The 12,532-nt window shown below is 50.1% G+C and carries 12 protein-coding genes; 6 read left to right on the top strand and 6 right to left on the bottom strand.

Features of this window, described 5'->3' with window-relative positions:
* Positions 1 to 68 precede the first annotated feature (68 nt).
* Positions 69 to 962: a LysR family transcriptional regulator gene (locus tag L4174_RS20130; RefSeq protein WP_371929414.1), complete on the bottom strand. Its 894-nt coding sequence runs from the start codon at positions 960 to 962 to the stop codon at positions 69 to 71.
* A gap of 140 nt (positions 963 to 1,102) precedes the next feature.
* On the opposite strand from L4174_RS20130, the gene L4174_RS20135 reads away from it, so the two are divergent.
* The gene (locus tag L4174_RS20135) at positions 1,103 to 2,458 is read left to right on the top strand and encodes an MATE family efflux transporter (RefSeq protein ID WP_248142093.1); all 1,356 of its coding nucleotides are present in this window, start codon (positions 1,103 to 1,105) and stop codon (positions 2,456 to 2,458) included.
* A gap of 56 nt (positions 2,459 to 2,514) precedes the next feature.
* Here the strand turns inward: L4174_RS20135 and L4174_RS20140 are convergent, their stop codons facing one another.
* Positions 2,515 to 3,399, bottom strand: a complete 885-nt coding sequence (locus L4174_RS20140) for an alpha/beta hydrolase (RefSeq protein WP_248142092.1) — start codon at positions 3,397 to 3,399, stop codon at positions 2,515 to 2,517.
* A 190-nt stretch (positions 3,400 to 3,589) separates the two neighbouring features.
* On the opposite strand from L4174_RS20140, the gene L4174_RS20145 reads away from it, so the two are divergent.
* Positions 3,590 to 4,522, top strand: coding sequence for a hypothetical protein (locus L4174_RS20145; protein ID WP_248142091.1), 933 nt, complete (start codon positions 3,590 to 3,592; stop codon positions 4,520 to 4,522).
* 41 nt (positions 4,523 to 4,563) lie between these two features.
* Here L4174_RS20145 and L4174_RS20150 read toward each other — a convergent pair whose 3' ends face one another.
* Positions 4,564 to 4,773 (bottom strand): hypothetical protein, encoded by a 210-nt coding sequence (locus L4174_RS20150; RefSeq protein WP_248142090.1) that lies wholly within the window; start codon positions 4,771 to 4,773, stop codon positions 4,564 to 4,566.
* Positions 4,774 to 5,122: 349 nt separating this feature from the next.
* Complete coding sequence (locus tag L4174_RS20155) at positions 5,123 to 5,335, bottom strand: cold-shock protein (RefSeq protein WP_248142089.1); 213 nt, start codon at positions 5,333 to 5,335, stop codon at positions 5,123 to 5,125.
* 735 nt (positions 5,336 to 6,070) lie between these two features.
* Here L4174_RS20155 and L4174_RS20160 point away from each other — a divergent pair.
* From L4174_RS20160 to L4174_RS20170, 3 genes are all read left to right on the top strand, one after another.
* Entirely contained in the window at positions 6,071 to 7,060 is a 990-nt protein-coding gene (locus L4174_RS20160; RefSeq protein ID WP_248142088.1) for a LysR family transcriptional regulator, read from the top strand.
* A gap of 73 nt (positions 7,061 to 7,133) precedes the next feature.
* Positions 7,134 to 8,435 (top strand): DASH family cryptochrome, encoded by a 1,302-nt coding sequence (locus tag L4174_RS20165; RefSeq protein WP_248142087.1) that lies wholly within the window; start codon positions 7,134 to 7,136, stop codon positions 8,433 to 8,435.
* The gene (locus L4174_RS20170) at positions 8,422 to 9,981 is read left to right on the top strand and encodes a cryptochrome/photolyase family protein (RefSeq protein ID WP_248142086.1); all 1,560 of its coding nucleotides are present in this window, start codon (positions 8,422 to 8,424) and stop codon (positions 9,979 to 9,981) included. Before L4174_RS20165 ends, L4174_RS20170 begins: the two co-directional genes overlap by 14 nt.
* Here L4174_RS20170 and L4174_RS20175 read toward each other — a convergent pair.
* A complete protein-coding gene (locus tag L4174_RS20175) occupies positions 9,972 to 10,892 on the bottom strand; it encodes a LysR substrate-binding domain-containing protein (RefSeq protein ID WP_248142085.1) in 921 nt (306 codons plus the stop codon). The genes L4174_RS20170 and L4174_RS20175 overlap by 10 nt on opposite strands.
* Positions 10,893 to 11,017: 125 nt before the next feature.
* On the opposite strand from L4174_RS20175, the gene L4174_RS20180 reads away from it, so the two are divergent.
* Positions 11,018 to 11,962 (top strand): DMT family transporter, encoded by a 945-nt coding sequence (locus tag L4174_RS20180; RefSeq protein ID WP_248142084.1) that lies wholly within the window; start codon positions 11,018 to 11,020, stop codon positions 11,960 to 11,962.
* 65 nt (positions 11,963 to 12,027) lie between these two features.
* Here the strand turns inward: L4174_RS20180 and L4174_RS20185 are convergent, their stop codons facing one another.
* Positions 12,028 to 12,516, bottom strand: coding sequence for a VOC family protein (locus L4174_RS20185; protein ID WP_248142083.1), 489 nt, complete (start codon positions 12,514 to 12,516; stop codon positions 12,028 to 12,030).
* Positions 12,517 to 12,532: the final 16 nt, after the last annotated feature.

Below are 12,532 nucleotides of genomic sequence, written 5' to 3' on the forward strand. Positions count from 1 at the left end.
AATGAACTTGCAGTCTGAAGATAACCACTCTGAAACGGGTTTTATTGAATATTTCCGACACCAGCCATTCAAGCTTCTTTTTCCTCAGTAAACAGTTGCTGTGATTCTGCCAGTAACCATTCCAGTACAGCGTTCCATGCCGTATCTCGCCGCTTAATCGCAGACAAGATGAAATCCTGCTGGTAGGGCAGATTTTCCGTCGACAGCGTTTTCACTTCATACCATTCAGCTGTCGCAACATGCTCCGGCACAAAAGCCCAGCCAATCCCCTGCATAACCAGAGACGATATCAGGTAGAAACTGTCAACATGCCAGTAACTGGGCGAGATCGGTTTGCCAAGTGCCTGCCCCAGCCGGTCACGGATCACGAGCTGGCGATATTCAATCAGCTGGCTTTCCGTCGGAGCCGGAACAGCTGCCAGCGGGTGATTCTCAGACACAATCAGCGCCTGTCCGGTGCGGGCAATCGCATAGCGTTCCAGGGAATCCGGCAGAACGTGGTCCTGCAGAACAAAACCAATGTCCGCTTTTTCCTCATCGATCCAACTGGCGATATCTTCCTGTGAACCGTTCAGCAAGGTGACACTCAGGTGCGGAAACCTGTCAGCCAACCGGGCATACAGCATCTCAAAGTTTTCAATCGGCACGGCTTCATCCATGGCAATGGCAAGTTGTACAGGGTTGGCCGATACAACCGATAAAGCCCGCGACTGAAGACGCTGGCACTGAGTTAATACCGAACCGGCATCATTCAGGACTTCCCGGCCATCTTCAGTGAGCACAGGGAATTTACCGGAACGGTCGAAGAGCAAGAAGCCCAGATCAGCTTCCAGATTTGCAATGGCGGTACTGACCCGTGACTGCGCTTTGCCCAGTTGTCGTGCCGTGGCTGTGAATGATCCGCATCGGGCTGCGGTCACAAAGGCTTCCAGCTGGTCCAGATTCCAGGTAATACGTGACATAAGCCCTCTTGCGTCATCCATTTATCATTCTCTCTCACACTGATTATCCATCCGAAAAACGGATAGTAACCAACTTCGTTCCATCCTGATTCTGACAGAGAATGCACGGTAACACCAAGATGCTTCGCAGAGAGAATACAATGGAAGCTATGCAACAAACCGAGTCCATCGGCAGGATTTTCTGCCGGTTCACTATTCCGGCTGTCATGGCGATGCTTGTCAACGGCCTTTACCAGATTGTGGACGGAATATTTGTCGGACATTACCTGGGGCAGGATGGCCTGACCGCAATAAACATCGCCTGGCCGGTGATCAGCATTTTTATCGGTACCGGCCTCATGATCGGAATGGGAGCCGGCAGTCTGATTTCAAAATACCGGGGAATGCGTGACACAACACAAGCAAGAGCGGCACTGGGAAATGCGATATTGCTTGTGGTTCTGACCGGACTGGCGGTATCCGCACTGCTGCAAGTCGTTGGCTCGCAATTACTGGTACTGCAGGGTGCGGCTGACCAGGCAGGCGAATTCGCCACCAGCTACTTACAAGTGTTCACCGGATGTTCAGTCTTGGCCGTGGGCGCCAGCGCCGCTCCTTTTCTGGTCAGAAATGATGATTCGCCGAAGTTTGCCACCAGCCTCATGGTCTTCGGAGCCCTCATGAATACGGTGCTGGACTATGTTTTCATCGGTAAACTGGGCTGGGGACTGAGAGGCGCTGCTGTCGCAACGGTCATGGCACAGGGAACAGTAGCGCTGCTGGCCTTGAGCTATTTCCTGAGCCGGTATTCGGCGCTGGGATTGTCTTTCAGAGCATTTCAGATAAACCCAAGCAAACTTCTTGAGATTTTGAAGCTGGGTTCATCCTGTCTGGTGATGTATCTCTATACCGGGATGATGGTGGCTCTGCATAACCGGCTGTTCATGGAATATGGTTCTGCGACCAGTGTGGCCGCATATGCCATTGTCGGCTACCTGATGACACTGTACTACCTGCTGGCAGAGGGGATCTCCGAAGGCATGCAGCCACCGGTCAGTTACTTTCATGGCGAAAGAGCACATCATAAAGTCCGTCAGACGGTTTGGCTGGCCTGCAAAGTCACAACAGTCATTGGTATCAGCTGGATCGCGTTGCTGAACCTGTATCCGCAAGCCGTAATTGGCTGGTTCAACGGGGACAATACATCGCTGATCAGTGAAGCACACAAGGGGATCCGGTTACACCTGTTCAGCCTGTTTCTGGATGGTCTGATCGTCATCAGCACCGTGTATTTTATGTCGGTTGGCCGCGGCGGGATGGCTTTCGCGATTTCGCTCGGAAATATGCTGGTACAGTTGCCGTTTCTCTGGCTGTTACCCAAATGGCTGGGTCTGGAAGGTGTCTGGCTGGCGATGCCGCTGTCCAATATTGTTCTGGCCGTTTTTGCACTGGGTGCAATGTGGAAATCACTGTCCCGCGCCTCAGATCAGCAGCATCTTGCGTCCGCCATCCCCTGATACCTGTGGTTTCGGGCAACTTTCAGCTTGCCCGTTCGATTTCCGGAAATTGTCGTCTACTGAACTGAAGCCAGTGTGTCAGGCTCGCAAGCCTGCGCCTGAGCACTGAGCTTTGGCCAGTGATCCAGCAGACACACCAGATGATCCCGCCAGATTTCATCATCCCATACAGCAATATGCCCCTGCTCCTGAGATAACCAGAGTTGTTTCGGTTCATGCGCCATTTGATACAGGGTTTTGGCATGACTGGCACTGATCACCGGATCGTTTTCACTGTGCACAATTAACACAGGTACATGCTGGATACGTGCCATTGAACGCTCCGGGGCATAGGTGTCCGTAATAAACCAGCTCAGCGGATATTGAAACAGATAGGTCAGCCAGAAACTGCCCAGTTTTTCCCGCACAATTTTCTGATGAGAGCTGAAAGCACTGTCAATAATCAGCCCCTGAGGACGTTTATCCTCTGGCAGGTCGGCGACCATATTGACGGCAATGGATGCACCAAGACTCTGCCCCCATACAATGACAGGACTGTTGTCCTGACGTTCATTCAGTAACGCCTGATAACCCGCCAGCGCATCCTGCTGAACCGACGCAAAATCAGGATCACCAGCAGTTCGTCCATAACCGCGGTAATCAATGATCACTACTTCCCAGCCTTTGTCGACCAGCCAGAACACATTGGCAACGTGATAGCTCAGGTTCTGTGCATTCCCGTGGAGGAAATAAATTGTCCCTCTTTTTTTGCCCTTCACCGGGAGCCGCCAGGCATGGATTAAGGTGCCGTCTTCTGCGGTGAAAAACCGATCTTCTTTTGTAAATTTAAGCACTTCCGGAGAAGGAACGAATTGCCTTGAAGGCCAGAAAAATAAACTTTCACAGCCAGCAATGCCCATCATCACGAGCACACAGAAAAGTACAGTGATCAATTTTTTCATGGGCACTACCTTTCATAGAGTGTTATCTGAAAGTGTAGATGCCATTCAATCCCTGACAAGCGTTGCCCGGCCATCATGACCGAAACGCACTGAAATGCGGGTGCTATGCTTACTCCAATCCTTTGTATTCGATTGACATGGGTCCGGACTTCCACACCAGATGATTCAATCTATATTCAGGGCAAGCCGAGTGAAAAAAGACCATCACGATCGACGGAAATATCATTTCAGTCTGGCTGTTCTCATATTGCTTGGCATCACCATCGCTGGTCATGCCAAAGCAGCACCACCGAAGATTAACGTGCAGGCCAATTACGTTTACACCACCCAATTCGGATTCGGGCAGTATTCTATCGGCGGGCTGGATGCGGAAGTTTACTCACTGCCACTGACGTTTTCCTTTGATGATGTCTTTCAGAGCGCCACGTTAGACTTGTTCATCCCCGTCACCTACGGACGCTACCGGTTCAGAACCAACGGTGACTTTCAGGGCAACTTGGTCTCGGCCAGTGCAGACAGCGAAAGTCTGGCAGTACAACCCATGCTGATGCTGAAAATTCCGCTGAGTGAAACCTTCCAGATTTCGCCGCTGATTGCCTGGGGGCCGGGCAAAAACTTCGGGGCTGATGGTCAAATCATTGTGGATGGTGAAAAATACGCTGTCGATCTGAATGAGGCATGGTTTTATACCTATCAGCTCGGCGTTTCTGGCTTATTCCGTCATCATTCAGGTGGTTATGAGTTGCTTTACGGTATGGCGTTTATCTGGGCTGGGAATGGCAATTTGGGGAACGGGAATCGCAATCAATCTGAAGCCTATGGGACCCTTTACACTGGCGCAGAAGTCCGTCATCCGATCCGTGCGCATCTTGGCAACATTCCGCTGAATGCAGGCGTTTTCGTCATTTATCACAACTTCACGCCGAGCCTGAAGTTTACACGCCCGGGACGGGGAAATTTAAGCGTGCAACAGATCATGGAACTCGGTGTTTCTCTGGGGAGTACGGCTTCAGGCAATCTGCCCTATGTGGGGGACTTTCTTGATGACTTTCGTATCAGTTTGAGTTACCAGACGAACCAGAACTTTCACGGTATACGCTTGAACTTTGGTTTTCCGTTTTGACTCAGATCTACAGACGTCCTGTATTCCGGGTCTGTTGACCATCAGACGCAGACACTAAAGCGCCCGATGATCTCATTCTCGCTGTTCAGAATATTTCCGGTATTCGAATTTTCACAGTAAGAAAAATCCAGCTCCCGGTGTGCCATCTTCCCTTTCACCTGCACATGGCGGCGCAGCGCATCACCGGTCAGCTGATGAAGGTGTGAATTCCAGGACACGGCGTCTTCATAAAGCATAAAATTAACAATCACTGAATTGAGGTCCTCTTGTTTGAAAGTTTATTTGAATCATGTTTTGAACGAGTTTGCTGAAACCAGAAACGGTGTCGGCCTGATGAACGAGACATCATATCTCCTTATCTTTTCTTTAATGGCGGCAAAAAATACGGCGTAATAAAGTTCGGGGGTATTTTGAGCGCTGAATCAATTGTGAATAAATATATTGGAAGCGAATGACACGAATGTGACAAAGCAGATCAGAGCGAAGTATGTAAAAACGGGAACGAAAGGCGTACAGGGTGTTGTCAGGCTGAAAGGCGCGGGAGTAAATTAAGCGGTTGAGTATCGGCGCAAAAGATAACCCTTTGCGCCGACAGAAAAATTACAGCGCGACTACGTTCGCAGCTTGAGGGCCTTTCTGACCTTGCTCAACGTCAAAAGATACTTTTTGACCTTCAGCCAGAGTCTTGAAGCCTTCAGAAACGATTGCACGGAAGTGAACGAATACGTCTGCACCGCCGTTGTCCTGAGTAATGAAACCGAAACCTTTCTCTTCGTTAAACCACTTTACCAGACCAGTTGATTTGTTAGACATGTTATGTCCCCTTTAATTAAATGAATTCAAAATATGGATCGCAATGATGCGATGCGCTGAAGATCTGAATTATTGAATGTCACAATGAAGCTAAGGGAAACACTAAGATTAACAACGGTAACGAAGAAATACTGAGGTTTAACTTTGACTTGAAGTTGCATTACTAAATTTGAGCGACAGAGCAAGACGAATCATACGCGAGTGGCCCCCTTTGTAAAGCTTTATTTTAGACACCACTGAAAATAACCAGCAAAAATACAATTCAGAATATAAATCATGGTCCACTTATTTCATATAAATGATAATTATCAATCATATACACGAGAATGTACTGGCCCATCTTCCTTGAACACGTACGGTTCAACCATCGCTTCTTCACTGGCTTTTCATCGCAAGCACCCTGTTTTTTCTCAATCACTGAATACCAAATATACAAACAAACGCTGCCTGTAAACGGCCAGTGCGCTTATCTGTCACAATTTTCTGGCACATTTTCCTGACGTACTCACCTGTCACACTCACCGCCCAGACACGAAAGTACGCCACCAGCCATCACAGAACGAGACAAAACACATGACTGGCAATGATGATATGCGGAACCCTGTGCAACGCAGAACGGGTACCAAGATTCACTGAAATTACCTATAGTTATGTCAGTAAAGCCTGTACCAATTGAGCCAGGCGTCAAAAATAATTCATAAAAACGGATTGATTGACAGATAAATAGCGACGAGCATGGATAAGTCATTTGCGCTGCTGCATTACTTTCAGGCTGTTGCCGAGTACAACAGTTTTTCACGGGCTGCCAACAAGCTGAATCTAGCTCAGTCGACTCTCCGCGCCCAAGTAAAACTGCTGGAAAATCAGCTGGGCTGTCCGCTGTTTATCCATGAAAACAAACACCATTTCCGGCTCAGCCGGGAAGGTGTCCAGCTGCTGGCAGAGTGCCAGACCCGTCTGAACGGACTTCGCAACGGTATGATGTCGCTGAGCCAGACGGAAAACCTTTCCGGCCCGGTTTATCTGGCCTGCTCTGCCGCATTAGGTCATCAGGTCGTCCTGCCGGTGATAAACCAACTGATGGAAACCTACCCGCGACTGGTCATCAATCTGGTTGAACCCAGCCGGGACAAGGCGTTCATTGATGATGAACTGGATATTGCCCTGATTTTTGACCGGCCGGATCCGGCCTGCTATTCCCTGCGTGTGGCCGATATTGAGAAGATGATTGTTGCCAGTCGGGGCTATCTGGCACGATACGGCACACCAAACTCACTGGCCGATCTGACGCATCACCGCTTGCTGATCCAATCACAGGGGAAAATGGACTGGCCGAATATCTTTGCTCAGCAAAGTAAATTTCAGTTGCCGGAGCTAAGCCAGTACTTCGATAACAACCTGACGAAACTGCACGCCGCTCAGCGAGGAATGGGGATTGCGGTGTTGCCCAGTTATCTCTGTGCCGCGGCCACAGAACTGATCCCTGTTTTACGCCATGATGCCATGCGTCTCAGTGAATCGCTGTACATTATGTGCCACAAGAAAAGGGCCAGTCAGCCTGGCATGATCGAATTGATCGTAGATCTTGCTGACCAGCTCAGGCAGTCACTTTACGAGACAAACCTGCCGTCAGATTACTATCTGAACGGCCATGTTGACACTCAGACACTGATGCAGCAAACCCATGATCTGCCAGTCATTGAGCCACATCCTTTCGCAGAGTAATTCACCGGGTGATCTTGGTTTACCTGAATCCCGGCCTACACTTGTGGTACATGCTTATTGGTAAAGGCCAGTCATGACCACGGGACTTTTTGTATTCAGCTACGATCTGCGCCTGCATGATAATCCGGCGTTACAACGGATCTCCGAGCAGGTGGACAACCTGCTGTGCCTTTACTGTCTGCCCCGCCAGACCAAGGACAGTTTTCCGGATCATATCAGCCAGTGGGGGGAGCACCGCCGGGAATTTCTGCTGGCGTCGCTGGCCGATCTCAATGCTCAGCTTGCTGAACAGCACCAGCATCAGTTTTTGATGATTCGTGACACGCCTTTAGAAGACACGATTGACAATTTGATTGACCAGTATCCGATCACCATCATCGGTCGAAGTGAACAGGCCGGCTACTACGAAAACCGCAGCTGGGCCTACATTGAGTCGCAATATCCGGAAATTACTTTTCTGACAGAGCCTACGCACACGCTGTTCACCCGGAAATTACTGCCATTTCCCCTGAATGAACTTCCGGCCAACTTCACTCAGTTTCGTCTGATGGTGGAAAATGGCGACTGTCGCCCTGAAGCCGATACCGAACTGCTCCTGCCACCGCCACCGTCTTTACCTGAAGGAGCACCGTTACATCCGGTCAACCTGACGCTTCCCCGAACGTCTTTGTACACAAGCTATACAGACAGCCACCAGTTTATTGGCGGAGAAACTGCTGCACTGGTACATATGAAGCAGTATTTTTCAGGTGATTTACCGGCCCGTTACAAAGACACACGAAACGCCCTGGACGGCTGGGAAAACTCCACGAAATTCTCTCCCTGGCTGGCGCTGGGTTGTCTGTCTCCGGTGACTGTGCTGAGATCACTGGCTGAATACCACCAGACAGTCATCCAAAATGAGTCGACCGAATGGATCGCTTTCGAGCTGTTGTGGCGAGAGTATTTTCAATGGTATGCCCATACCTACCAACAGAAACTGTTCTATTACCACGGCATCCGGCAAAAAGGACCGGAAAACCGGCATCACGAAAACCGCTTTCAGCAATGGTGTAAAGGCGAAACCGGTTATCCCATTGTCGATGCCTGTATGCGCCAGCTGAATCATACCGGCTATATGTCAAACCGCGGACGCCAGCTGGTCGCCAGTTGTTTCGTCCATGAACTCGCCCTCGACTGGCGTTACGGTGCCGCCTACTTTGAGCAGCAGCTGATTGATTACGATGTTGCGTCAAACTGGGGCAACTGGCAGTACCTGGCCGGTGTGGGTGCAGATCCGCGTGGCTGGCGTTATTTCGACTTGCAAAAGCAAACAGATCTCTATGATCCTGAACGGAAATTCATCCGCCACTGGCTGAACAATGGAAAAACCTGAATACAAGACTTTACGGCTGATCCTGGGCGACCAGCTGAATGCCGCACACTCGTGGTTTCATGCCAAAGAACAGAGTACGTTGTACCTGATCGCCGAACTGCATCAGGAAGCGACCTACACCAAACATCATGTGCAGAAAATTTGTGCCTTTTTCGCAGCAATGAATGCTTTCGCAGACGCGCTGCGCACAGCCGGTTTTCAGGTCTGCCACCTGACACTGGATGACACAAAAAACGATCCTTCCCTGCCGGACTTACTGATCCGGCTGATCAAAGAACACCGGATTGAAAGTTTTGAATTCCAACGACCGGATGAATACCGGCTCCTGACTCAGCTCAGAAGCCTGCAGTTACCCGATAACGTGATTTGTTACGAAGCCGATACCGAGCACTTTCTGCTGCCGTTTGATGAAATATCTCAGCAATTCGCCACAGGTCAACATGTGCTGATGGAACACTTTTACCGCATGATGCGAAAGCGTTTCACGATACTGATGGATGGCGACAAGCCCGAGGGCGGTAAGTGGAACTATGACAAAGAGAACCGGCAGAAACTGTCAAAAACAGATCTTTCAGAGATACCGGAGCCGCTGATATTTACGAATCCGGTCGGCGATATCCTGAAACGGCTTGAAACCCATCAGATTCCGCATTTTGGTCAGGCCACAGAATCCCTGCTCTGGCCGGTGACCCGAAACCAGGCCCGCCAGCTGCTGGACTATTTCTGTCAGCACCAACTGATTCACTTCGGACAGTTTCAGGATGCCATGACCTGTCAGTCAGCCCACCAGTGGAGCCTCTACCACTCCCGGCTGTCCTTTGCGCTCAACGCCAAAATGCTGCACCCGATGCAGGTCATTCAAGCCGCACTGAATCGCTACGATGAGGCAAGAGGCGACATTACCCTGGCTCAAGTCGAAGGGTTTATTCGCCAGATCCTGGGGTGGAGAGAATATGTCCGGGGAATTTACTGGGCGAACATGCCTGACTATGGCACTCTGAATACCCGCTCAGCCGAACGTGAACTGCCGGATTTCTTCTGGACCGGCGAGACAGGCATGGCCTGCCTGAAAGCTGCGATTCAACAGTCCTTGAAATATGCATATGCTCACCACATTCAGCGCCTGATGGTCACTGGGAATTTCTGTCTGCTGACGGAGATGCATCCCGATCAGGTGGATGCCTGGTACCTCGGCATCTATATTGACGCAATCGAATGGGTCGAAATGCCTAACACCAGAGGCATGTCCCAGTTTGCAGATGACGGCATTATCGCAACCAAACCTTATGCGGCAAGCGGGAATTACATCAACAAGATGAGCGATTACTGCCAGTCCTGTCGTTATGACGTCAAACAGAAAACCGGTGACGATGCCTGTCCGCTGAACAGTCTTTACTGGCGTTTTATGGACAAACATCAGCGCACACTGGCGGTCCATCCGCGGATCGGGATGATTTACCGAAGCTGGGATAATCAGACTGACGCTGCACGCCAGGCAGTGCTCGACAGAGCCGAATACTGCCTGACTCATCTGGATCAGCTCTGACTGCCCCTTCTGTCCAGTTCGTCACATTGCTGCTTCAGCCAGCGCCCTAAAGTCACAATGGCGCTCTGTTTCGCCCTTGATTTCTTATAAACAAAATAGAAACTGTCGCCTGTCGGCAGTTCATGCATAGGAATCCGGACAAAGAGCTGCTGGCGATCCAGATCATTCATCAGATAATCATTCAGGAAGGTAATCCCCTGATCATACCGGGCAGCTTCTGCCGCCAGTAACATATGGCTGAATAACTGAAATCTGGCCGACTCCGGCAGCTCAAAGCCACCCAGCTTACACCAGCGATGCCAGTCCTCACCATGTCTGGCATTTTTGAATATGGATCGAGTTGTCAGTAACGGATGATCCCAAAGTGCCTCCGGCAACGGCTTATCCCGCATTTGTTGCCACAGCTTGTGGCTGCAGACCGGATACAACTGTTCGTGATACAGCAGTTCAGAAACAAAATTGCTGCGTTTTGGCGGAGAAACCGTAATAAAGCAGTCGGCCAGTTCGTCGCTGAAATTCGGATCATTACTGACCATATTGAGCGTCAGTTCAATTTCCGGATGCAACTGACGCAGATTTTCCAGTCTCGGGATCAGCCACTTCACCGCCAGAGAGCTGTAAAGCGCCAGACGGATTTTGCCGCTTTCACCCTCCCGAATCTGCTGGCTGGCTTCTGCAATATCACTCAAAGCATGACTGATCTGTTCATAGTAGCGTTCACCCACGGGGGTCAGAGATAAGTGCCGCCCCTGACGCTGAAACAACTCCTCACCCAGATAATCTTCCAGTAAACGCACCTGATGACTGACCGCACTCTGCGTCACGCTCAGAAACTCAGCAGCCCGCGAGAAACTGTTCAGACGGGCTACCGCTTCAAAATAATGGACAGCACGTAAGGGCGGCAACTTCATTATCGAAAAAACTCATACCAAAATAATTTATATCATTATACTTCATCACTTGGGCTGGTTTATGCTTTGGATCACAGTTTCCTGTCGCTTCGACACTCACTCTCAAAACAAAAAAGGAGCAGCGTATGCCTCAAATGTCTGTTGGCTTAGCCATGATTCTGCTGGTTGTCGGCAACCTGATTGCGGTCTGCTCCGATGCAATGATCAAATCTCTGGGTGATGACACAGCCATTTTTCAGTTCGTCTTTTTTCGTCAGCTGACCTCAGTTGCAATTCTGGCTCCGTTTTGTATCGGTACCAAAAAAGCAGACTTCTTTGAAGGCTTTAAATGGCATGCCCTGCGCGGTCATATCTGGCTGCTGGGTATGGTGTTCATGGTGATTTCGATTACCAGTCTGCCTTTAGCAACGGCAAATGCCATCTTCTATGCTGCGCCGCTGATCATGCTGCCTTTGGCAATGATGCTGTTCCAGGAAAAACTATCCAAATATACTGTTGGTGTCGCGGTAATCGGTTTTCTCGGCGTACTCGTGATTATCCGTCCGACCGAAATCAACTGGGCTGCGATCGCAGCACTGGTTGTGGCCTTCACGCTGGCCTGGAACAACCTGCTGGTTCGCAAGCTGCCGAAACATCAGACCGTCGCGCAGACCCTGCTGCTGACCAATCTGGCTGGTATGCCCGCTGCGCTGGCATTAGCACTGTGGGAAGGTCAACCATGGGACTGGTCGCCGCTGTTGACCGCGGCCGGTTCAAGCACATTTATCATGATTTATGCCGGTGCCTGTGTGTTAGCCTACCGTTCTGCAGAATCGAACAAAATTGCCAGCGCAGAATACAGCGGCCTGATTGGTGCTGTGATTATCGGCATGCTGTGGTTTGACGAAGTGCCGGATATGCCCATGATTCTCGGAACCCTGATGATCATCATGCCACTGGTCTGGCTGGCACAGAAAGAAAAGCGTGCGAAGAAAAAAGCGGCCGCTGGCACTCAAACAGATGCCAGGGTTGCAGAAAGCATGGCATCTGAAGACTTGGTTACAGAAACCATCGAAGAAACCAAAGCCTGATTCCCTTTGTTCAGCGGCAAAGTCGTCACTCCTGTCGGCCTTGCCGCTTTTTTTCAATACGATCTTCACTCGCCATGAAAAGCGCGTTCCAAAGCTTTTACATCCAGCTTCGTCATCGTCAGAAAACACTGAGTCAGACGGGCCAGCTTTTCTGGATCCCCGCTGCGCATCATTTCGTTCATCACTTTTGGCACCACCTGCCAGGATAAACCAAACTTATCCTTCAGCCAGCCACATTGCCCTGCTTCACCACCATCTGCTGATAAGGCAGACCAATATCGGTCCACTTCTTCCTGATCATCACACGAAATAACAAAAGAGATGGATTCATTGAAAGTAAACATTGGCCCGGCACTGATTGCCATAAATGGCTGGCCGAACAGCTCAAAATTCACAATATCAACCGTACCTGAAGGTGTGTCATGAATCTGGCTGATATGAATGACGCGCGAGTTCTCAAATGTTTGCGTATAAAATTTTGCCGCTTCAATTGCCGCTTGATCAAACCAGAGATGAGGAACAATTTTCGCTGAGCTGACTGATAGCGCTGCCATCTTCGCCTCCGGAAAT

It is taken from the genome of Photobacterium sp. CCB-ST2H9, from assembly GCF_023151555.2.
GTDB lineage: Bacteria > Pseudomonadota > Gammaproteobacteria > Enterobacterales > Vibrionaceae > Photobacterium.